The sequence below is a fragment of the Pseudomonas sp. S5F11 genome, from assembly GCF_019641515.1.
Classification (GTDB): domain Bacteria; phylum Pseudomonadota; class Gammaproteobacteria; order Pseudomonadales; family Pseudomonadaceae; genus Aquipseudomonas; species Aquipseudomonas rhodesiae.
The window spans coordinates 3,647,171-3,668,507 of sequence record NZ_JAIFJZ010000001.1 but is presented as its reverse complement, the minus strand read 5'-3'; the positions used below and the strand labels follow the sequence as shown (position 1 = coordinate 3,668,507).

17 protein-coding genes are annotated in these 21,337 nt (G+C 62.2%); 12 read left to right on the top strand and 5 right to left on the bottom strand.

Features of this window, described 5'->3' with window-relative positions:
* Positions 1-46 precede the first annotated feature (46 nt).
* The 5 genes from K1567_RS16460 to K1567_RS16440 all read left to right on the top strand — a co-directional run bounded on the left by K1567_RS16460 (position 47) and on the right by K1567_RS16440 (position 9,044).
* Entirely contained in the window at positions 47-1,024 is a 978-nt protein-coding gene (locus K1567_RS16460) for an asparaginase (RefSeq protein WP_034101532.1), read from the top strand.
* Positions 1,025-1,131: 107 nt separating this feature from the next.
* Positions 1,132-5,733, top strand: coding sequence for a hypothetical protein (locus K1567_RS16455; RefSeq protein ID WP_220698655.1), 4,602 nt, complete (start codon positions 1,132-1,134; stop codon positions 5,731-5,733).
* Positions 5,734-5,795: 62 nt separating this feature from the next.
* Positions 5,796-6,788, top strand: coding sequence for an AraC family transcriptional regulator (locus K1567_RS16450; RefSeq protein ID WP_034115475.1), 993 nt, complete (start codon positions 5,796-5,798; stop codon positions 6,786-6,788).
* 133 nt (positions 6,789-6,921) lie between these two features.
* Complete coding sequence (locus K1567_RS16445; RefSeq protein WP_220698654.1) at positions 6,922-7,956, top strand: histone deacetylase family protein; 1,035 nt, start codon at positions 6,922-6,924, stop codon at positions 7,954-7,956.
* Positions 7,953-9,044 carry a polyamine ABC transporter substrate-binding protein gene (locus K1567_RS16440; RefSeq protein ID WP_034101536.1) on the top strand — a complete coding sequence of 364 codons (1,092 nt, stop codon included), beginning with the start codon at positions 7,953-7,955 and terminating at the stop codon, positions 9,042-9,044. Before K1567_RS16445 ends, K1567_RS16440 begins: the two co-directional genes overlap by 4 nt.
* A 54-nt stretch (positions 9,045-9,098) precedes the next feature.
* Here the strand turns inward: K1567_RS16440 and K1567_RS16435 are convergent, their stop codons facing one another.
* On the bottom strand, positions 9,099-10,634 hold the full coding sequence (locus K1567_RS16435) for a PLP-dependent aminotransferase family protein (RefSeq protein WP_034101537.1): 1,536 nt from the start codon (positions 10,632-10,634) through the stop codon (positions 9,099-9,101).
* An 87-nt stretch (positions 10,635-10,721) separates the two neighbouring features.
* On the opposite strand from K1567_RS16435, the gene K1567_RS16430 reads away from it, so the two are divergent.
* Genes K1567_RS16430 through K1567_RS16420 form a run of 3 tightly spaced genes read left to right on the top strand, consistent with a single transcriptional unit; the run spans position 10,722 to position 12,491 of the window.
* The gene (locus tag K1567_RS16430; RefSeq protein WP_220698653.1) at positions 10,722-11,360 is read left to right on the top strand and encodes an FMN-binding negative transcriptional regulator; all 639 of its coding nucleotides are present in this window, start codon (positions 10,722-10,724) and stop codon (positions 11,358-11,360) included.
* A complete protein-coding gene (locus K1567_RS16425; protein ID WP_034115479.1) occupies positions 11,357-11,803 on the top strand; it encodes a GNAT family N-acetyltransferase in 447 nt (148 codons plus the stop codon). Before K1567_RS16430 ends, K1567_RS16425 begins: the two co-directional genes overlap by 4 nt.
* 10 nt (positions 11,804-11,813) lie before the next feature.
* Positions 11,814-12,491 (top strand): GNAT family N-acetyltransferase, encoded by a 678-nt coding sequence (locus K1567_RS16420; protein ID WP_034115480.1) that lies wholly within the window; start codon positions 11,814-11,816, stop codon positions 12,489-12,491.
* 3 nt (positions 12,492-12,494) lie between these two features.
* Here the strand turns inward: K1567_RS16420 and K1567_RS16415 are convergent, their stop codons facing one another.
* Complete coding sequence (locus K1567_RS16415) at positions 12,495-13,394, bottom strand: homocysteine S-methyltransferase family protein (RefSeq protein ID WP_220698652.1); 900 nt, start codon at positions 13,392-13,394, stop codon at positions 12,495-12,497.
* Between the two features lie 113 nt (positions 13,395-13,507).
* Between K1567_RS16415 and K1567_RS16410 the strand changes: the two genes are divergently transcribed.
* From K1567_RS16410 to K1567_RS16400, 3 genes are all read left to right on the top strand, one after another.
* A complete protein-coding gene (locus K1567_RS16410; protein WP_034101542.1) occupies positions 13,508-14,329 on the top strand; it encodes an ABC transporter substrate-binding protein in 822 nt (273 codons plus the stop codon).
* The gene (locus K1567_RS16405; RefSeq protein ID WP_220698651.1) at positions 14,326-15,129 is read left to right on the top strand and encodes an amino acid ABC transporter permease; all 804 of its coding nucleotides are present in this window, start codon (positions 14,326-14,328) and stop codon (positions 15,127-15,129) included. Before K1567_RS16410 ends, K1567_RS16405 begins: the two co-directional genes overlap by 4 nt.
* Positions 15,130-15,303: 174 nt before the next feature.
* Positions 15,304-16,614 carry an autotransporter domain-containing protein gene (locus tag K1567_RS16400; RefSeq protein ID WP_220698650.1) on the top strand — a complete coding sequence of 437 codons (1,311 nt, stop codon included), beginning with the start codon at positions 15,304-15,306 and terminating at the stop codon, positions 16,612-16,614.
* A gap of 73 nt (positions 16,615-16,687) precedes the next feature.
* Here the strand turns inward: K1567_RS16400 and oadA are convergent, their stop codons facing one another.
* Positions 16,688-18,496 (bottom strand): sodium-extruding oxaloacetate decarboxylase subunit alpha, encoded by a 1,809-nt coding sequence (gene oadA, locus K1567_RS16395; RefSeq protein WP_034115484.1) that lies wholly within the window; start codon positions 18,494-18,496, stop codon positions 16,688-16,690.
* A gap of 11 nt (positions 18,497-18,507) precedes the next feature.
* A complete protein-coding gene (locus K1567_RS16390; protein ID WP_034101546.1) occupies positions 18,508-19,923 on the bottom strand; it encodes an acetyl-CoA carboxylase biotin carboxylase subunit in 1,416 nt (471 codons plus the stop codon).
* 196 nt (positions 19,924-20,119) lie between these two features.
* Between K1567_RS16390 and K1567_RS16385 the strand changes: the two genes are divergently transcribed.
* Positions 20,120-21,094 carry a LysR family transcriptional regulator gene (locus K1567_RS16385; RefSeq protein ID WP_034101547.1) on the top strand — a complete coding sequence of 325 codons (975 nt, stop codon included), beginning with the start codon at positions 20,120-20,122 and terminating at the stop codon, positions 21,092-21,094.
* On the opposite strand, the gene K1567_RS27570 is transcribed toward K1567_RS16385, so the two are convergent.
* On the bottom strand, positions 21,024-21,221 hold the full coding sequence (locus K1567_RS27570) for a PA3496 family putative envelope integrity protein (protein ID WP_080758807.1): 198 nt from the start codon (positions 21,219-21,221) through the stop codon (positions 21,024-21,026). The genes K1567_RS16385 and K1567_RS27570 overlap by 71 nt on opposite strands.
* Positions 21,222-21,337 lie beyond the last annotated feature (116 nt).

Sequence of the window (21,337 nt, the reverse complement as noted above, 5' to 3'; positions counted from 1 at the left end):
GGCATGCTCGGGGCCCGGCGGCGTTTTTCGTTCAGGAGAATTCTCGATGTCCCCAGCCAACAACATCATGGTGCTCTACACCGGCGGCACCATCGGCATGCAGGCCAGCGCCAACGGCCTGGCGCCCGCGTCGGGTTTCGAAGCGCGCATGCGCGAACAGTTTGCCGATGTGAAGGTGCCCACCTGGCGTTTCCGTGAAATGTCCCCGCTGATCGACAGCGCCAACATGACCCCGACCTACTGGCAGCACCTGCGCTGCGCCGTGGTCGAGGCCGTGGACGACGGCTGCGACGCGGTGCTGATCCTGCACGGCACCGACACCCTGGCCTACAGCGCGGCGGCCATGGCGTTCCAACTGCTGGGCCTGCCGGCGCCGGTGGTGTTCACCGGTTCCATGCTGCCGGCGGGCGTGCCCGACAGCGATGCCTGGGAAAACGTCCGCGGCGCCCTGCTGGCGCTGGGCGCGGGCCTGGCACCGGGCGTGCATTTGTACTTCCACGGCGCGCTGATGGCGCCGACCCGCTGCGCGAAAATCCGCAGCTTCGGCCGTCACCCTTTCGCCGCGCTACAGCGTCAGGGCGGCGCAGCCAAGGTCGATGCCATTGCCGATACCTTGGGCTATCGCCAGCCCAAGGCGCTGGCGAACGTCGGCGTGCTGCCTCTGGTGCCCGGTCTTTCGGCGGCGCTGCTCGACAGCCTGATCGACAGCGGCATCCAAGCGCTGATCCTGGAATGCTACGGCAGCGGCACCGGGCCCAGCGACAATCCGGCCTTCCTCGCCAGCCTGCAGCGCGCACAGAATCAAGGCGTGGTGGTGGTGGCCATCACCCAATGCCATGAAGGCGGCGTAGAACTGGACGTGTATGAAGCTGGCAGCCGCTTGCGCGGCGTCGGTGTGCTGTCCGGTGGCGGCATGACCCGTGAGGCGGCGTTCGGCAAGCTCAACGCCCTGCTCGGGGCGAGGCTGCCCACTGCCGAGGTCCGTCGTCTGGTCGAACTGGACCTGTGCGGCGAACTGAGCTGACGTCCGATACATAGTCACTCCCGCCGCTGACCTGGCGGTGCCTAGCATGGAAAACCCGAGCCCTCGCTCGGGTTTTTTCCATCAGCCGGCACCACAGGAATGCCCCCATGACCTCTTCAACCTCCACTTCCACGCAACAGCCCACGGGCAATGACCCCAGCCTGGAGCTGATCGCGCAGTTCTACGCAGGCCCCTCCTTCCGCGAAGCCGCCACCGCAACGTTGCGCCAGGCGCTGAACGAACACTATCCGAACCTGAACATCGACCCCGGCAGCACCCTGATGGGGTCGCCAACCTGGACCCTGGTAGGCGATGAACTTGTGGCCGGGCCGCCCGACTATCACGCGCTGAGCGATCTGCTGGCGCGCCAGGCAGTGCTTGCCGTACCGGCGCAGTGTATCGAGGGCGAACATTTTCTCACCCGCCAACCGGTGACCGACCCGCCGGTGCATTTGCCCGTGCGCATGACCGACATCGCAAAAATCCTCAACACCCGCGCCCCGGTGATGCTCAGTGTGTTTCAGGAATACCTGGTCGAGTACTGGAACGAGAGCAATACCCTGGGCCCGCGCTGGCAGGAACTGTCCAGCACCCTGCGCAATGGCTGGAACGTGCAAGACGTCGAAGGCTGGGACGAGACCGACCACGCCATGGCACGTCGGCTGTTCCGCTTGCCCGAGCGCGCCACTCGGCAGGTCGACGACCCGTACACCAGCACCGCCAGCATCGTGGAGGTCCAGCAGTTGCATGGCGAATCGGCACAGGGGTTCGCTCCGCTGATGTTCGCGGTGCTGTCGGGGCAGGTTCAAGGGCGCCCGGTCATCCTCAGTTACTCCCTGCTCAAGGGCTATGAGAAGTTCGACTCTTTGCAGCAGTTAGGCCAGTCATTGGCCGATCACGTTGGGCCACAGGCGCAGCTGTCAGGGTTGCAATGGCGCCTGTATGAGCCCGACGGTCACTTTTTCGATTACCTGGCCTGCACCTTCATCGCTCAACAGGTGGACGCCGTTGGCGCGATGGATTTCTCCGATCTGCGCCAGGGCAGCCCCAGCCGGATCAACAGCGCGTTGAACTCAACCCCTGGCGCGGATGATGCGGCGGCGCAGAAAGGCCCAGGCTTGGAGTGGTATCGCGATGCCCTGCCCGACTGGCTGAGCGCCGGCTCCACCGCAGACTTGAACAACTACGCGCGGCACCTCAAAGACCTCGCGGCCCTTAATAGCCAGCATGCCGGCCAGTCCTACCTCGATGGCATCCCCGGCATCGAGGAGTACGCCCTGGCCCAGCTCAAGCAACAGGTGCTGATCGACCACCCGGACGCCCAGCATCTGCCCTTGGACAAAGTCGTGGTGAGGGTGCAAAGCGTCGTCACCTGGGGCACGTTCATCGTGCCCGGCGCCACCGAGACCACCACCTTTACCCTGGTGGAGCTGGCGCTGCAGAACTTGATCGCACTGCCCCTGGGCACCAAGACGGTTCAACTGCCCAACGGCGCACAGCTGCCCGCCTGGCTGACCGTCGATTACGTGGAGCAACTGATCCAAGAGGTGGATATCGGCAAGAACTACCCCGAGCTGATCAAAGCCCAATTGGTGGATATTCGCCAGGAAGCCACGAGGCGCAGGAATCTGTACACCGAACAGGTGCGTATCCAACTGCCGCTGATGGCGCTGCAAAGCAAACTTCGCCAACAGAACGGAATCGACGAGCAAGGCTACCGTTACATCGCCGCGCTGATGAATGCCGAGGCCCACGAGCGCAAAGTCGATAACCAGACGATTGTCATGCGCCCGTTGGCGTTCGCGCCCAAACGCCGCTCGGATGGCGCGTATGACACGGTGGAAAACATGTACGTGATCGGCCCGCAAAGCCTCACGGCCGGACCCTGCCTGCTGTATCGCCCACTATTCGACCCACCGCTGGTTCAATACGCCTCGCCCGCCAACCTGATCTATGCGATCGCGCAATCGGAATCGCTGCGCAACTCGGTCCTGGCCTGGCTGCCCGACGCGGTGCGCGAGGACTACGCCAACTACGTATTCCCAGGGGACCTGCCGTCGCCGTGGGCGGTTGCCGAGTACCTGGTCGAGCCCGATAAACTCTGGACCCTGAGCGGCCCTATGACCCTGGCCAACACCGTGTTGGACGGCGACCTGCTGGGGACGTTGTTCAATGCCAACGCGCAGGCACTGATCGCCCTGGCGGACCGCACGTCGGTGTCCAACGCCGAAAGCCGCTGGGCAACGTTCAAGCAGGCCGGCTGGACCCTGCTCAATGCCGTGCTGCCCTTTCTCAGCCCGACGCTTGGCACCGCGGCGTGGATTTGGCAGATCCTCGATCAACTCAAGCAATTGGCCGAGGCCGAACAGCAACACGACACCGCGACGCAACAAGCCACCCTCACCGATGTGCTGCTCAACCTCGGCCTGGCGATTACCCTGCACATCGCCACACGCCATTCGCGTACAGGCCCGACGCTGGCAGCGCGCCGGGGGCCGGAGGCGGAACCGCCAGTCAAGAAACTCGTCATCCAACAAGTGCTTGCCACCCCGACGAGCGACCCGTTGACCGAACGTGGATCCCCGCTGAACATCCTCGGCGCCGTCAATCGCCTGCCCGAAAAACTCGGCACCGTCCTGGACCGCTTCAAAGTGGATAAGCCCTCAGACCTGAATGCTCCCATCACCGAAGCCGGTACGTATCAGCACCTCTACCGTTCAGGGCAGCACTATTACGTGCCCGTGGGCGCACGCTGGTTTCAGGTCTCGGCTCAACCGGACGAGCCGGTGCACATCATCGATCCGAAACAACCGGAACGTAGTGGGCCGATGCTGGTGCACAATGCCGCCGGCCAATGGTTTATCGATACCCGCTTGCGCCTGCGCGGTGGTGGCCCCAAACGGGCGATCAAGCGAGCCAGCCTTGAAGCCGCGGTAAGAGCCAAGCAACTGCGCGACAAACTGCAAGCCTTCGAGAAAGCCAAAAAAACCGCACAGGTGCAATTGCAGCAAGCGCACACAGCCATGACCGATGCCCCCGGCACCTCGACCGAGGCCAAGCGCCAGCTTTACCTGCAAAAGCTCGCCAGCCAGCGCGTGGACTATGAAACCGCACTGCAACAGCTCAAAGAACTGAACGTGTTTGACCCCTTGCCCGATTACCAGCCCAGGGCCATGGCCTACCTCAAGGCACAGCTGGATTTATCCGAAGCCAGCATCAGCGAGACCCAGCGCAGCTTTACCCCGGTGTTCCGCCGCGTGTTGGACCAGATCGAACAGCAGGCTCATGCACCCCAAGAGCGGCATATCGAAGACGCTCGAACCCTCACCGAAATGAACCGAGACATGATCGAACGCCTGGACTACGTGCAGTCGCGCTTCGAACAGTTACGCCAATTGCCCTCCGAAGGGCTGCGCCAGATCCAGGAACGGAAAAAACGCCTGCCCGCCTACAACAGCAGCGATCTACGGGCCATGCAAGTGACCATGGCGCGCAACCTGTGCATGCGTGAAGCCTCGCTAAGCAGCGCGCCCGATGCGTGGGAGGCCTTGGACCAGATCGTCAATGCCGCCGATATCGCGATCCAGGCCCTGCGCGACACCTTGCACGAACGCAGCGAAACACGCCTGGATGAGCGCATCGAGGCGCTGGGGAGTCTGATTGAACAATTTGCCGTGATCGATGAACGCCTCGAAGACCTACCGCAAGATTTTGCCGACGCCATCATTCCCGAGCAGTTGGCCAGTTTGCGCAGCAAAATACGCCAATACTCACAAGACACGCAGGTGCAACTGGCCCTCCTGCACCTGGACCGCGATGCCCTCAGGAGCCGCCCCACGCCGCCGCCCACGCCGCCCAAGCCCAAGATGAAATTCATCCACACCCGCTACAACGGCGTATTGATCGGCGAACCGCGCTTGACGCCGGTCGGGCTGGAAACCGGCCTGGTGGATATCAAGTCGCCGATCACACAGCAGGTGATCGCGACCTATCACCAGAAAGGTCAGGATGTGTACGTGCAGCGCATCAGCACACCGACGCCAACGCTGCCCGCCGTGCCGGATATCCAGGTTGCCCTCGATAAAGCCAAGGGGTTTCTCGACGATTTGCACAGCTTCAAGACCCTCGCCGACGAACAGGCGGCCAAGCCCACCCGCACCGCAATGGGCATTGAGTACCTGTACCACCAGCACGCCCTGCGGCTGGAAGAGACCGACCAGGCCATCGAGCATGGCTTGGCGTCGGCCAGCCTTACCGCCGACCAGCACCGCGCCGCCGCGATTCTCAGCCGCAAACTCAAAGAGGCCACCGCCGAACTCTACCAAGAGGCCACGCAACATATGCTGCGCATGATCCGCGAAAAGCCGCCGACCATTGCCGGTGTGGATTGGCTGCTGCAACGCCACAAAGTCACCTTGAAGAAAACCATGAGCCGCCGCCGACTCAAGAGCGCCAGGCCCGATTATCTGGATGAATACACCGTCGCCGATCGCACCACCCATGAAGTGCTCTGGTACGCCCACTTCCACTACTCAACGTCATGGACGCCGGCCAAGGCGTTTATTTCCGCTCGGTTGAAAACTCCGACCGAGCGCCGTCTGGGGCTGGCCGCCGACACCGTCAATGGGCTGAACGCGCAGCAGCGGCTGGATTACTACCGCAGCGAAATCAATCTGGAGCAAGCCCGTCGGTTGTTCTTCAACCTCTGATCGGGCATTGCACGCGGCATGGGAATTGCTCGCTTTTGGCAATCGTCCCAAGGACTTACTCCATGCTGCACTCGCACCTGACCACCCTCAACGCCGTTTCGCTGGTACTCGACGCCTTCAGCGCCGACGGCATCCATCAGCAGGTGCTGCTGGCCGGCAGCGGCATTGCGAGCGCGGACCTGCACCAGCCCGACACGCGAATCACCACGCGTCAGGAGATGCGGGTCTGCGCCAATGCCGTAGCGCTGCGCCGCGATCTGGGGCTGGACCTGGGCCAGCGCATGCACGTGTCGTCCTACGGCATGCTGGGCTATGCGCTGCTCACCAGTGCCACCTTCGGTGACGCTTTGCGCCTGGCGCTGCGCTACCCCGCATTGCTGGGAACACTTTTCGAGCTGAGCCTTGAAGAGGACGGCCAACGGATCTGGTTCACCGCCAGTGATTATCGGGAAGACCCGGCGCTGGCCGCGTTCAATATCGAGCTGTGCCTGGTATCGCTCAAAGTCATCTGCGACGACCTGCTCGGCCAGCCGCTGCCACTGTTGGGGGCGCGCTTCGACTATCCGGCGCCGGCCTATCAGGCACGCTACCGCGAACGTTTCACCTGCTCGTTGCAGTTCCAGGCCGCCGGCAACGCGTTTGCCTTCGACCGTCACTGGCTCGATCAACCGTTGCCGCTGGCCGATGCCATCACCCATCGCGCCATGGCCGAACGCTGCCGCAAACAGAACACCGAATTCACCGGGCGCCAGGCGTGGCTGGGGCGTGTGCGCCAGTTACTGGCCTCGCAACTGCACGCCGCGCCGGGGCTGGATCGGCTGGCCGAACAGCTGAACTGCTCGTCACGCACCTTGCGGCGGCACCTGCACGATCTAGGCAGCAGCTACCAGGAGTTGCTCGACGAATTGCGGTTCGAGCGCGCCAAGCAATGGTTGGCAGAGGATGCGATGCCGATCCATTGCATCGCCGAGCAGTTGGGTTTCAGTGAAACCGCGAGTTTCCGGCATGCCTTCGTGCGCTGGAGCGGGGTCGCGCCGAGCCAGTTCCGGCCATGAAGGGGGCAAAAGAGGCCAGACTGGACAGCGCGCCTGGCCATATTTATCCCCTTTTGGCCGCTCCTGTCGTTCTCTTGCCGCGCCGGCCCGGCAACACTGCAAGGCATCACCCTCAGCCCGCGAGAACAACAACATGCTGACGATCTACTCGGACGATCATCACCTGCACCACGGCCGCTGCGAACTGATGGATGGGCAACTGATGCCCTGTTTCGAAATGCCCTCCCGCGCCGACCATGTATTACAGCGAGTCCAGCAACGCGAACTCGGCCCGGTGCAGGCGCCCCACGACTTTGGCCTGGCGCCGCTGGCACGCATTCATGACCCGGCGTACCTGGAATTCTTCAAAGGCGCGTGGGCACGCTGGGCCCTGTCGGGTCAGGAGGGCGACTTGCTGCCCTACACCTGGCCCGCCCGCACGTTGCGCCAGGTAATGCCCACCAGCCTGCACGGGCAATTGGGCTATTACAGCTTCGACGGCGGCGCGCCGATCACCGCCGGCACCTGGCAGGCGGCGTACAGTGCGGCTCAGGTAGCGCTCACCGCGCAGCAGGCGATCCAAAACGGTACCCACAGTGCGTTTGCCTTGTGCCGCCCGCCCGGACACCACGCCGCCGCCGACCTCATGGGCGGTTATTGCTATCTCAATAACGCGGCCATTGCCGCCCAGGCGTTCCTCGACCAGGGCCATCGCAAAGTCGCGATCCTCGATGTGGATTACCACCACGGCAATGGCACCCAATCGATTTTCTACGCCCGCAACGACGTGCTCTTCGCCTCCATCCACGGCGACCCGCAAGCCGAGTTCCCGTTTTTCCTCGGGTATGCCGATGAGCGCGGCGAAGGCGCCGGCGAAGGCTTCAACTTCAATTACCCGTTGCCGGCCGGCACCGGCTGGGCGCGTTGGAGCGCTGCACTGGACAGCGCTTGCGCCGAGATCGAAGGCTATGGCGCCGATATTGTGGTGGTGTCGCTGGGGGTCGATACGTTCAAAGACGACCCGATCTCACAGTTCAAGCTCGACAGCCCGGACTACCTGGCCATGGGGCAACGTATCGCCCAACTCGGCAAGCCGACGCTGTTCGTGATGGAAGGCGGTTATGCGGTGGAAGAAATCGGCATCAATGCCGTCAACGTTCTCGAAGGTTTTGAGGGGTCAGCCGAATGAACATATTCAGGTCTCTGTTGCTCTGCGCCGCCGTGGCGAGCAGCGCCGTGCACGCCGAAGAAAAAACCCTGCGGGTCTACAACTGGTTCGACTACATCACGCCCAAGGCGCTGGATGACTTCAAGGCCGCCAACCCGGCGATCAAGCTGATCTACGACATCTTCGATACCAACGAAGCCCTGGAAGCCAAGCTGCTGACCGGCAACTCCGGCTATGACGTGGTGGTACCGTCCAACGTATTCCTGGCCAAACAGATCGAAGCCGGGGTGTTCCAGCCCCTGGACCGTAGCCAGTTACCCAACTGGAACCACCTGGACCCCAAGCTGATGAAGCTGATCGAGGCCAACGACCCCGGCAACAAATTCGCCGTGCCCTACATGTACGGCACCATCCTGATCGGCTTCAACCCGGCCAAGGTCAAGGCGGCGTTGGGCGACGATGCGCCGGTGGACAGCTGGGACTTGATCTTCAAGCCGGAAAACATCAGCAAGCTCAAGCAGTGCGGCGTCGCCCTGCTCGACTCGCCTTCGGAAATCCTGCCCCTGGCCCTGCAACACCTGGGCCTGGACCCCAACAGCCAGAACCCCAAGGACTATGAAAAGGCCGAAGCGCTGCTGCTGAAAATCCGCCCCTACATCACCTACTTCCATTCCTCCAAATACATGGCCGACATCGCCAATGGCGACATCTGCGTGGCCGTGGGTTACTCCGGTAGCTTTTCCCAGGCCGCCAACCGCGCCAAGGAAGCCAATAACGGCGTGACCGTGGACATGCGCCTGCCCAAGGAAGGCGCACCGATCTGGTTCGACATGCTGGCCATTCCCAAAGGCGCGAAAAACCCGCAGGACGCCTACACCTTTATCAACTACCTGCTGCAACCCCAGGTGATCGCGCCAATCAGCGATTTCGTCGGTTACCCCAACCCGAACAAGGACGCCACCGAACAGGTCGACCCGGCGATCCGCAACAACCCCAACCTTTATCCCACTGAGGCGGCGATGGCCACGCTCTATACCTTGAAACCCCTCGACAGCAAGGCCGAGCGCGCCAGGACGCGGGCCTGGACCAAGATCAAGTCCGGCACCTGAGCCGGCCGCCACCTGGGCAATGTGCGAACTGTCCTTTACTGAAGTTCGCCACAGTCATAACCAGGCTTTACGCAGTCGCATCAAGGCCTGGGCGATGGCCGCCTCGGGCACGGCGGCGAACCCCAGCACCAGGCCGGCGCGCTGATCCGGCGCAATGGCCGAGTGCGGCAGCCAATAGCTGCTCAGGCCATTGACCTCGACATCCACCGCGCGGGCCTGTGCCAACAACTGTTGCTCCCGGGCGAGGCTGTCCACCCGCACGGTCAGGTGCAGGCCCGCAGCCACCGAGGGCAACTCGCCTACCCCCGGCAGCGCCGCCGGCCAGCCCGCCAGCAAGGTGTTGCGCCGACTCAGCGCGGCGCGGCGCATGCGGCGGATATGCCGTTGAAAGTGCCCCGCCGCCATGAATTCGGCCATGACTGCCTGGGTACTGACTTCCGAGTGGCGCATGTCCACGGCGCGGCGCCGCGAGAACGCATCCACCAGCCCCGGCGGCAACACTAGGTAGCCCAAGCGCAAAGCCGGAAATGCGACTTTGCCGAACGTGCCGACGTACAGCACCCGGCCGCTACGATCCAGCGCCGCCAGGGGCGACAGCGGTGCACCGCTGTAGCGGTACTCGCCATCGTAGTCGTCCTCGATAATCCAGCCGCCCGTGCGCTCGGCCCAGGCCAGCAGTTCCAGGCGCCGCGCCAGGCTCATTACCACCCCGAGCGGGTACTGATGGGACGGCGTGACATAGGCCACGCGGCAGTCAGTCAAGGTATCGAGCACCTCACACTCAATGCCGTCGGCATCCACCGGCACACCATGCAGGTGCGCACCGGCCAGGGCGAAGGCATGGCCCGCGGCGCGATAGCCCGGATTTTCCACCGCCACGCCGTCACCGGGCTCCACCAGCAGCTGTGCACAAAGGCTGATGGCCTGCTGCGCGCCACTGGTGATCACTATTTGCTCAGCGCAGCACTGCATGCCCCGCGAACTACGCAGGTACGCCGCGATCAAGCCACGCAGGCGACCGTCTCCGGCAGGGTCGCCATAGCACAACTGCTCAAGGTTCGGCTTGCGCCAGAAAGCCCCGTTGAGCTTGGCCCATACCTCAAACGGGAACAGATCGAACGCCGGCACGCCGACACGAAACGCCTTCGGCGGGCCAGCCGGCGGTGGCGGCAAATGGTTGTTTTCCAGACGATCCAATCCCGCCTTGTGGATAACTTTGGGGAGCGAATTAACCGGTAAATCCAGCCAATTTGTGGATAAGGCTGGGGATAAGCCTGGTGATAACCCTGTGGACAGTTTTGTGGATAGTTTTTCAGCGGTCGGCAATTGGGCAACATAGGTGCCGTCTCCCACCCGCCCTTCGATAAAGCCTTCGGCATACAGCTGATCGTAGGCGCGCACCACGCTGTTACGGGAAATCGCCAAGGCCGCCGCCAGATCGCGGCTGGCGGGCAAGCGCGTGCCGCCAACCAAGCGCCCATCCAATACACGCTGGCGCAGGGCGTCGTAGAGCTGGCGGGTCAGGCCCTGGCGGCGGTCCAGTTCGATACCGGCGGGGTTGAATGACAAAGGTGGTGCGATGGGCGACATATTGGACCTATGAAATTGGCCACAGATGGCTCTTACAACAGACCATTAGCCTGCCTAGGATGCAGCCATTCGCCAAGGAAAATAATCATGTATACACCGCGCGCCTTTGCCCTCGACGACTTGCCAGAAATCCAGCAATTGATCCAGCACACCCGGCTGGCGCAATTGGTCAGCGTCGGCGAGCACGGCTTGCAAGCCAGCCACCTGCCGCTGTTGCTCAACCCCGATGAGGGCGCCAATGGCACGTTGTACGGGCATATGGCCAAGGCCAATCCACAGTGGCGCGACTTGCAAAACGGCGCTGAAGCCTTGGTGATCTTTGCCGGCGCCGACGCCTACGTCAGCCCCGCGTTCTACCCGGCCAAGGCCGAACACGGCAAAGTCGTGCCCACTTGGAATTACCTGGCGGTGCACGCCTACGGCAAGGCCGAGGTGTTCACCGATGCCGAGCGCTTGCTGGCCGTGGTCAGCGCTTTGACCGATCGCCACGAAGGCGGCCGCCCGCAGCCGTGGGCCGTCAGCGATGCGCCGGCCGACTACATTGACGGCATGCTCAAGGCCATCGTTGGCTTCGCACTGCCCATCGAGCGCGTGATCGGCAAACGCAAGCTCAGCCAGAACCGCAGCCAGGCCGACATCAACGGCGTGCGTAACGGCCTGGCTGCCAGCGAGGACTTACGCGACCAGACCCTCGCCCGCTTTATTCCCCAAGGAGTTGCTGAATGAGCCAGATCGACATCCGCCCAGTCACCGCCGCCGACCACGCCGCCTGGCTGCCGCTGTGGCAGGCGTACTTGAAGTTCTACAACACCGAACTGCCGGACGCCGTCACCCAAAGCACCTGGCAGCGCCTGATCGACCCCAGCGAACCGACCCATTCGGCGCTGGCCTGGCAGGACGGCAAGGCGGTGGGCATGGTCAACTTCATCTACCATCGCTCCAACTGGAGCATCGAGAATTCCTGCTACCTGCAGGATCTGTTGGTGGATCCGGCCCAACGCGGCACCGGCGTGGGTCGCAAACTGATCGAATTCGTCTACGCCACCGCCAAGGCCGACGGTTGCTGCAAGGTGCACTGGCTTACCCACGAAACCAATGCCACTGCGATCCAACTGTATGAACGCATCGCCGAACGTCCGGGTTTCATTCAATTTCGCCAAGGTCTTTAAGGAGCGCAGCATGCCCACTTCCCTCGCCGACTGGAAAGGTGCCCCGGCCCCCTCCGCTCAACTGCTCGAAGGGCGCTTTATCCGCCTGGAAAAACTCGACCCCGCACGCCACGCCGAGCAACTGTGGCAAGCCCTCGAAGGCCCCGGCGCCGACCCCAAACTGTGGGATTACTTGCCCTATGGCCCGTTTACCGAGCGCACCGCGTTCGATGCCTGGCTGAACAACCACGCGGCCAACAGCGACCCGTATTTCTTCAGCGTGATCGACCGCGCCAGCGGCGAGGTGCAAGGTATCCTCAGCCTGATGTCGATCGTGCCGGCCCAGGGCCGCATCGAAATCGGCCACGTCACCTTTGGCGCACCGATGCAGCGTTCGCCGAAAAGCACCGAAGCGGTGTACCTGCTGGCCAAGTACGCCTTCGAGCAGGGTTATCGCCGCCTGGAGTGGAAATGCAACAACGGCAACGCCCGCTCCAAGTACGCGGCCGAACGGTTGGGGTTCAGTTTTGAAGGGGTGTTCCGCCAGCACATGGTGGTCAAGGGGCAGAACCGGGACACGGCGTGGTATTCGATTTTGGACGGGGAATGGCCGGTGGTGGGGGCGGCTTTTGAGCAATGGTTATCGGAGGCCAATCAGACCGCTTCGGGGCAGCTCAAGAGCCTGGCGGAGTGCCGCCAGGCGCTTTAAACGTCAGTTCAGCTTCTGCGCCAGCACCGCAATATGCTCCGGTCCGATCCCGCAGCAGCCGCCCAGGTGACTGGCGCCACGGGCCTGCCAGTCGGCCGCCCATTGCAGGTAGCCCGGCGGGTCGAGGTCTTCGCGCAGCGGGTCCAGGCCGTCGTTGGCCGTGGCTTCCTTGGGTTGCGGCGGGAAGGCATTGGCGTAGGCGCCGATCTGGATCTGCACGCCCAGGCGTTCGAAGGTCTGACGCGCCGCATCGATCGCCGCGCCAATCACTTCAGGCTGGCTGCAGTTGAACAGCAACACCTGTACACCCAATTGCGCCGCCGCCTCGGCCGCGTCCGCCACCGGCTCGCCGGAACGCAGGCGCGGCACTTCATCGGTGTCTTCGTCTTTCAAAGTGAAGGACAGCCAGAATGGCTTGCCGTCCTTTGGCAGACCGGCGTGGATCGCCCGCGCCTCGGCGATGGAACTCTGGGTTTCCGCCAGCCACAGGTCGACATGGGGCGCCAGGCCCTGCACCAAAGGCGTGAGCAATTCGGACACTCGCGCCGGCTCGAACAGATCCGGCCGATACGAGCCGAATAACGGCGGCAACGACCCCGCCACCCGCACGGCTTTGCCCGAGGCGTCCGCTGCGCGGCGCGCCAACTCACCCGCCAACGCTGCCAGGGCCTGGCCTTCGGCGACAAAGCGCGCTTCGCCGATATGGAACGGCACCACGGCGTAGCTGTTGCTGGTGATCACGTCGGCGCCGCTGTCGATGTAGGCCGCGTGCACCGCCTCTACCGCTTGCGGGGCCTCGCTCAGGGCCAGTGCCGACCACTCCGGCTGCCGGAAGGGCGCGCCGCGCCGTTGCAGTTCACGGCCCATGCCGCCGTCGAGAATTACTGTGCTTTTAGCGCCCATATAGCTTTTACTCATATGCTTATGAAAATAACTCACTATGAGAGTCGTTCTTATAACTATTTAATGCGTACCAATCGGTTAATAACAACTTCTTTTTTATTCAGGTGTTCATTTTGAAACTCAAACCGCTATTGGCCCTGGGCCTGACGATGCTGGCCGCTTCAACCCAAGCCTTTGGCGGCGCCACGCTGGATCGGATCGAACAGAAAAAAGAACTGGTGGGCGTGCTGATGGAAAGCTACCCGCCGTTTTCGTTTCTCAACGATCAGAACCAGCTCGACGGCTTCGACGTCGACGTGGCCAAGGCCGTGGCGCAGAAATTGGGCGTGAAGCTGCGCCTGGAAACGCCGTCCTGGGACGTGATCGCCGCCGGCCGTTGGAGCGGGCGCTATGACATCTGCATCTGCTCCATGACCCCGAGCAAGGCGCGCGCCGAGGTGTTTGACTTCCCGGTGGAGTACTACGCCTCGCCTGCGGTGATTGTGGTCAACGCCAAGGATGAGCGCATCCACGGCGCCAAGGACCTGAGCGGCAAAAAGGTCGGCCTGACCAGTGCCTCCAGCTATGAAAGCTACCTGAATAAAAATCTGGTGATCGAAGGCGCTGAGGACACGCAGTTGCAGTACCCGTTCGAAGACGTGCAAATCGCACCGTACGACACCGACAACGTGGCATTTCAGGACCTCGGCCTGGGCGCGGGCGTACGCCTGGATGCGATCCTCACCAACCTGGTCACTGCCCAGCCGCGCCTGAATCAAGACAAGCGCTTCAAGCTGGCTGGCGAGCCCCTGTATGCCGAACCCAACTCGGTAGCCATCGAAAAAGGCGACCCGCAGTGGGACAGCAAAGTGCGTGAAGTCTTCGCGCAGTTGAAACAGGACGGCACCTTGAGCAAGCTGTCGCAAAAATGGATCGGTGCCGACATCAGCCAATGAGTAATCTCCCCAAACCTGCGCGCGGGCTGTTCGGTTTTCGCACGCGCCTGTACCTGACCTGGGCAGCATTGTTCGCCCTGTTCGCCAGCTTCTTCCTGAGTTTTGACCTGAAGTTCTCGATCATCCTCGACAAGCTGCCCAACCTGGTCGGCGTGCACCTGGCGCCCAATGGCTTCCTGCAGGGCGCGGCGCTGACACTGTTTCTGTGTCTGTGCTCGATGCTGGCGTCGTCGGTGCTGGGCTTTATCACCGCTCTGGGGCGCCTGTCGAAAAGCGCCGTGGCCTTTGGCATTGCCAGTTTCTATGCCTCGTTCTTCCGCGGCACGCCGCTGCTGATTCAGATCCTGCTGATCTACCTGGGCCTGCCGCAGCTGGGGCTGGTGCCGGGCGCAATCGTCGCCGGGATCATCGCGCTGTCGCTGAACTACGGCGCGTACCTGAGCGAGATTTTCCGCGCCGGCATCCTTGGCGTCCCCCAGGGCCAACGGGAAGCCGCCCTGGCCCTGGGCATGCGCGACCGTGAGATCTTCTGGCACGTCACCCTGCCCCAGGCCATGCGCACGATCATCCCGCCGGCCACCAACCAGTTCATCTCGATGCTCAAGGACTCGTCACTGATCTCAGTGATGGGCGTATGGGAAGTGATGTTCCTGGCGCAGTCCTACGGCCGTTCGAGCTACCGCTACATCGAGATGCTCACCACCGCCGCGATCATCTACTGGGTGATGTCCCTGGGCCTGGAACTGATCCAGGCACGCATGGAGCGGCACTACGGCAAGGGCTATGCGGGGCGCGGGTGAAGGGGTGTCGATCGCGACTGATTCACCGTGCACTCAATGCTGTGCAGATTTAACGAATTGTTTTATCGCAACGGACTAGAGACATCTCCCGCAAACCCGCAGCAACCGGCCTGACAGTTATCCCCCAGACACCTCGCTAAATTCCCCGCCTCATACATCACGAGGTGGGTTTACATGCCGCTCATACACAAGCAATTCGCACTCGCCATCACCTTGGCATTGGGTGCAATCGGGGCTCAACATGCACAGGCTCGCGGCGACATGGCGCCAGAGGATGAAGTGCTGCAGCCACTTAGAATGAGCAGCACCAAACACCCTTATCAGCCGGTGACACCCGCACCGGAAGACTTTTATTTCGCCGACCGTGCCCTCAGCCGCAACGGCCTGAGCGTGGCCCGTGTGCTGGATGCGGCGGTAGACGATCTGCTGGCATCGGATGAATTCGGCCCACGGGAGAAATACCACCTGGAACATTACGCGCAGTATCTCGCCAGCCTCGAACCCGGTCGCCTGGGGGTTTGGCTTGAGCAACTGGCGGGCAGCCATAACGCCAACCTGGGCACGGCCACCCAAGCCAGCTTGGAGCCTTTGAACGCCAGCCTGCTTTCGGCCATCCGCCAGTTGGATAACAGCACCGACGAGGCAGGCCGCGTGTGGCTGCAGGCCTTTGGAAGCAGCGGCAATCTCGACGCACAACACGGCAGCGCCGGTTTGAAACAGCGTCGCCAAGGCGTGCTGCTAGGTGCCGACTGGTCCCTCGATCACGCTTGGCGGATCGGCCTGGTGGGCGGCAAATCCGCTAGCGACCTCAGCGCCGGTCGTTTCAAGGGCGACGTGGACAGCTGGCACTTGGGCGCTTACGCGGCACGTCAGGACGGGCCGATTGCACTGCGCCTGGGTGCGCTGTACAGCCGCCACGCGGGGCAAAACAAGCGCGAGGTCGATTTCAATTTCATCGATTACCGCGAACACCTCACCGGCCAATACAAGGCCGTCAGCCAAAACGTATTTGCCGAATTGGGCTATCGATTGGACACCGGCGACCTACGCGCCGAACCGTTTGCCGGTATCGGCTTCGCGCGTTATCAGCGTCAGAGTTTTCAGGAAAAAGGCGGCTACAGCGCGCTGAATGTCGGGGCTCAGACTCAACAAAACCTCAGCAGCACCTTGGGTCTGCGGGTGGCCAAGAACTTTACGCTGGATAACCAGATGACCCTCAAACCGAACCTGAGCGCCAGTTGGAAACACCTGTATGGCGACGTCAGCAGTCGCGTGCGTCAGTCGTTCGTTGAGGAGAAACGCGAAGACTTCAACAGCGAGTTCATCATCGGCGGCACGCCCCTGGACCGAGATAACCTGACCCTGCGCACCGGCCTGGATCTGGCACTGTCGGCCAAACACAGCATGGGCCTGACTTACACCGCCGCCTTCGGCAGCCACAGTCGCAACCAAGGCTTGATGGGGCAGTGGGCGATGGCGTTCTAAGGCGTCAAATCCGGCGCAAAAAAAAGGGGAGCACCTGCTCCCCGAGGATTAAGCGGTTGTATCGAAGGCTGTATCAGCCTTCGATTTCAATCAGGATTTCGCCAGGGTTGACCCGATCGCCCTTGGCCACATGCACGGCTGTCACCTTACCGGCAATGGCGGCCTGCACTTCGGTCTCCATCTTCATGGCTTCGGTGATCAACACAGCCTGACCGGCTTTGACCATGTCGCCTTCCTTGACCAGTACATCGACGATATTGCCCGGCATCGCGGTGCTCACATGACCCGGCGCCGTGGCTTGCTTGCGCTGGTTACCGCCGCTGCTGACGAACTCATTGAGCGGTTCGAACACCACTTCTTCCGGCATGCCGTCGATGGACAGGTAGAAGTGGCGCTTGCCTTCGGCCTTCACGCCCACACCAGTGATGTCGACACGGTAGCTTTCGCCGTGCACGTCAATGACGAACTCGGTCGGCACCCCTTCGCCACCGGCACGGGCCACGCCGCCGGCTTCTGGGATCGGCAACAGCACTTCCGGCGCCAGCGTCCCGGCTTCGCGCTCTTCAAGGAACTTGCGCCCGATGTCCGGGAACATGGCGTAGGTCAGCACGTCTTCTTCAGACTTGGCCAGCCCACCGATTTCCCCACGCAACTTGGTCATTTCTGGCTTGAGCAGGTCAGCCGGGCGCACGTCGATCACGTCTTCGCTGCCAATGGCCTGACGGCGCAGTTTTTCGTTCACCACGCCCGGCGCTTTGCCGTAGCCACCTTGCAGGTACAACTTCACTTCGTTGGTGATGGTCTTGTAGCGCTCACCGGCCAGCACGTTGAAGAACGCCTGGGTGCCGACGATCTGCGAGGTCGGGGTCACCAACGGTGGGAAACCGAGGTCTTCGCGTACCCGCGGGATTTCCGCCAGCACTTCGCTCATGCGGTTGAGCGCGCCCTGCTCTTTGAGCTGGTTGGCCAGGTTGGAAATCATGCCGCCCGGCACCTGGTTGACTTGCACCCGGGTGTCGACCGCGGTGAATTCGCTCTCGAACTGGTGATACTTCTTACGCACCGCGTAGAAGTACAGGCCGATCTCTTGCAGCAGCTCCAGATCGAGGCCGGTGTCGAACTCGCTGCCCTTAAGGGCGGCGACCATCGATTCAGTGCCCGGGTGGCTGGTGCCCCAGGCGAAGCTGGAGATGGCGGTGTCGATATGGTCGGCACCGTTTTCGATGGCCTTGAGTTGGCACATCGCAGCCAGGCCAGCGGTGTCGTGGGAGTGGATAAACACCGGCAGGCTCTGCTCGGCTTTCAGCGCCTTGACCAGTTCGCCGGTCGCGTACGGCGTCAGCAGGCCGGCCATGTCCTTGATCGCGATGGAGTCGCAGCCCATGGATTCCAACTGCTTGGCCTGGGCGACGAATGCCTCGACGGTGTGCACGGGGCTGGTGGTGTAGGCGATGGTGCCTTGGGCATGTTTGCCGGCGGCTTTCACCGCTTCGATGGCCACGCGCAGGTTACGCACGTCGTTCATCGCATCGAAAATGCGGAATACGTCGATGCCATTTACAGCCGCCTTGGCCACGAAGGCTTTGACCACGTCATCGCTGTAGTGGCGGTAGCCCAGCAGGTTCTGCCCACGCAGCAGCATTTGCAGGCGCGTGTTGGGCAACGCGGCGCGCAGTTTGCGCAGGCGCTCCCATGGGTCTTCCTTGAGGAAGCGCACGCAGGCGTCGAAGGTTGCGCCGCCCCAGACTTCCAAGGACCAATAGCCGACTTTGTCGAGCTTGTCGCAGATCGGCAGCATGTCGTCGGTGCGCATGCGGGTGGCCAGCAACGATTGGTGGGCGTCACGCAGGATGGTGTCGGTTACGAAGATTTTCTTAGACATTGGAATGTTCCTCACAGGCCTGCGTGGGCGGCAATGGCGGCGGCGATGGCCAGGGCCAGCTCTTCGGGTTTGCGCTTGATCGAGTAGTTGGTCAGCTCAGGGTGGCTTTCCACAAAACTGGTGTTGAACTGGCCGCTACGGAATTCCGGGTTGCGCAGGATTTCCTGATAGTAGGCGGCGGTGGTCTTCACGCCTTGCAGGCGCATGTCGTCCAGGGCACGCAGGCCGCGGTCCATGGCTTCTTCCCAGGTCAATGCCCAGACCACCAGTTTCAGGCACATGGAGTCGTAGAACGGCGGGATGGTGTAACCGGTGTAGATCGCCGTGTCGGTACGCACGCCGGGGCCGCCGGGGGCGTAGTAACGGGTGATCTTGCCGAAGCTGGGCAGGAAATTGTTTTTCGGGTCTTCGGCGTTGATACGGAACTGCAACGCAAAGCCACGGTGCTGGATGTCTTCCTGTTTCACCGACAACGGCAGGCCCGAGGCGATGCGGATCTGCTCACGAACGATGTCGATCCCGGTGATTTCTTCAGTGATGGTGTGTTCCACCTGCACCCGGGTGTTCATCTCCATGAAGTACACCTCGCCCTCGGCGAGCAGGAACTCCACGGTGCCGGCGTTCTCGTAACCCACGGCTTTGGCCGCGCGCACCGACAGGTCGCCGATGTAGGCGCGCTGTTCGGGGGTCAGCTGCGGGCTGGGGGCAATCTCGATCAACTTCTGGTTGCGGCGCTGGATCGAGCAATCGCGCTCGAACAAATGCACCACGTTGCCAAAGCTATCCCCGAGGATCTGCGCCTCGATGTGCTTAGGGTTGACGATGCATTTTTCCAGGAACACTTCCGCCGAACCGAAAGCTTTGGTGGCTTCGGAGATGACGCGGGGGAAGGCTTGTTCGAGTTCTTCGCGGCTGTTGCAGCGACGGATGCCGCGACCGCCACCACCGGACGTGGCCTTGAGCATCACCGGGTAACCGATACGGTCGCCTTCGGTGAGCGCTTCGTGGATGTCGGCCACGTTGCCTTCGGTGCCGGGGGTGACCGGCACGCCGGCCTTGATCATGCTGCGGCGCGCTTCGGTCTTGTCGCCCATGCGGCGGATCACTTCAGCGGCGGGGCCGATGAACTTGATCCCACGTTCGGCACAGATATCCGCCAATTCAGCGTTTTCCGACAGGAAACCATAGCCAGGGTGTAGGGCATCGCAACCGGTTTCCACCGCCAGGTTCACCAGCTTGCGCGGGTTGAGGTAGCCCGCCAGAGGCTCGGCGCCGATGCTGTGGGCTTCGTCGGCCCGTTTGACGTGCAACGCGTGGCGGTCGGCATCGGAATAGACCGCGACCGAACGGATACCCATCTCGGCGCACGCCCGCACGATGCGGACGGCAATTTCACCGCGGTTGGCGATCAGGATCTTTTTTATCACTTGGAAATTCCCTTGAGCCGATTGCTGCATTCTTCGACCCGCTGAAGCCGGGTCGACGCGTGACCAAATGTTTCAGGTCAGTCGCGAGACACACACTAAGCCGCGCAAGGGATTAACAAAAATCAATAATTATTGGGTCGTGCATAAGTAAAGACTTATAGTTGGCCGGACGGCCTTGGGCGAAAGGAATTGGATAATGCGTAAGTCATTGATGCGTATGACGTTGCGTCAATTGCAAATCTTCAATGAAGTGTGCGATTTGCGTTCTTACAGCCGCGCCGCCGAGGAAATGTCTCTGACACAACCGGCGGTCAGCCTGCAAATCCGCCAGCTCGAAGAGCTGATCGGCCAGCCGCTGTTCGACTATGTCGGCAAGAAACTCTATATGACCGAGGCCGCCGAGGCTCTGCAACGGGCCAGCCGCGATATCTTCGGGCGCCTGGAAAACCTCGATATGCAGCTGTCGGACATGCAAGGCTCGCTGCAAGGCCAATTGAAGCTGGCGGTGGAGTCCAGTGCCAAGTACTTCGTGCCGCACCTGTTCGCCGCCTTCAAGCGCCAGCATCCGGAGGTGCAACTGCAACTGACCGTGGTCAACCGCGCCCAGGTGATCCGCCGCCTCTCGGACAACCGGGACGACCTGGTGATCATGTCCATGGTGCCCCAGGACATGGGCCTGGAATTCCTGCCTTTCCTGAATAACCCCATCGTCGCCGTGGCGTTGCCGGATCATCCGCTGAGCCTGCAAGGCCCACTGCGCCTGCAAGACCTGGAACCCTACACCCTGCTGCTGCGCGAACCCGGCTCCGGTACGCGACTGGCCTGCGAAGAGTACTTCAAGGAAAAACGTGTGCACTTCACCCAGACGGTAGAAGTGGCCTCGGCCGAAGCACAGCGCGAATGCGTGGTGGCCGGCCTGGGCATCGCCCTGCTGACCCGCCACGCCCTGAACCTGGAACTGGCCACCGGCGGGCTCAAAGAGCTGCCGGTGGAAGAGCTGCCGCTTTACCGCAGTTGGTGCCTGGTGCAGGCCAAGGCCAAGCGCCTGTCACCGGTGGCCCATGCGTTCCTGGGCTTTATCCGCAGCGAACGGGTGCAGATCAGCGCGCTGGCTGAACGCTTCGCTGGGCGGCCGCGGGTGCCTGCCAATGAAGTTCCGGGTAGTCACTGATGCTCTGGAGCAATTGGCGCTCCTCACAACGGTCTTCGATTGCGCGACGAAACGCCATGCGGCGCTGGTCTTCCTGCTGACGACGGGTCTTGACGGCGCTGTTGCTGTCTTCGTAGGGACGTGCCATTTGGAATCTCCCAATGCGAGTACGGGAGTTCAGGATGGCCTTGGGGGATGACGGGGCGATGACAGCCTGATGAAGATTCTGGACACACAGGACAATCCAATGTCGGAGAGGGCAAG

Excerpts from the sequence above, each read along its gene's own strand:
- K1567_RS16445 (WP_220698654.1), top strand. The coding sequence starts at position 6,922 with ATGCTGACGATCTACTCGGACGATCATCACCTGCACCACGGCCGCTGC.
- K1567_RS16455 (WP_220698655.1), top strand. The coding sequence starts at position 1,132 with ATGACCTCTTCAACCTCCACTTCCACGCAACAGCCCACGGGCAATGAC.
- K1567_RS16400 (WP_220698650.1), top strand. The coding sequence starts at position 15,304 with ATGCCGCTCATACACAAGCAATTCGCACTCGCCATCACCTTGGCATTG.
- K1567_RS16420 (WP_034115480.1), top strand. The coding sequence starts at position 11,814 with ATGCCCACTTCCCTCGCCGACTGGAAAGGTGCCCCGGCCCCCTCCGCT.
- K1567_RS16430 (WP_220698653.1), top strand. The coding sequence starts at position 10,722 with ATGTATACACCGCGCGCCTTTGCCCTCGACGACTTGCCAGAAATCCAG.
- oadA (WP_034115484.1), bottom strand. The coding sequence starts at position 18,496 with ATGTCTAAGAAAATCTTCGTAACCGACACCATCCTGCGTGACGCCCAC.
- K1567_RS16425 (WP_034115479.1), top strand. The coding sequence starts at position 11,357 with ATGAGCCAGATCGACATCCGCCCAGTCACCGCCGCCGACCACGCCGCC.
- K1567_RS27570 (WP_080758807.1), bottom strand. The coding sequence starts at position 21,221 with ATGGCACGTCCCTACGAAGACAGCAACAGCGCCGTCAAGACCCGTCGT.
- K1567_RS16450 (WP_034115475.1), top strand. The coding sequence starts at position 5,796 with ATGCTGCACTCGCACCTGACCACCCTCAACGCCGTTTCGCTGGTACTC.
- K1567_RS16405 (WP_220698651.1), top strand. The coding sequence starts at position 14,326 with ATGAGTAATCTCCCCAAACCTGCGCGCGGGCTGTTCGGTTTTCGCACG.
- K1567_RS16435 (WP_034101537.1), bottom strand. The coding sequence starts at position 10,634 with ATGTCGCCCATCGCACCACCTTTGTCATTCAACCCCGCCGGTATCGAA.
- K1567_RS16440 (WP_034101536.1), top strand. The coding sequence starts at position 7,953 with ATGAACATATTCAGGTCTCTGTTGCTCTGCGCCGCCGTGGCGAGCAGC.
- K1567_RS16385 (WP_034101547.1), top strand. The coding sequence starts at position 20,120 with ATGCGTAAGTCATTGATGCGTATGACGTTGCGTCAATTGCAAATCTTC.
- K1567_RS16460 (WP_034101532.1), top strand. The coding sequence starts at position 47 with ATGTCCCCAGCCAACAACATCATGGTGCTCTACACCGGCGGCACCATC.
- K1567_RS16415 (WP_220698652.1), bottom strand. The coding sequence starts at position 13,394 with ATGGGCGCTAAAAGCACAGTAATTCTCGACGGCGGCATGGGCCGTGAA.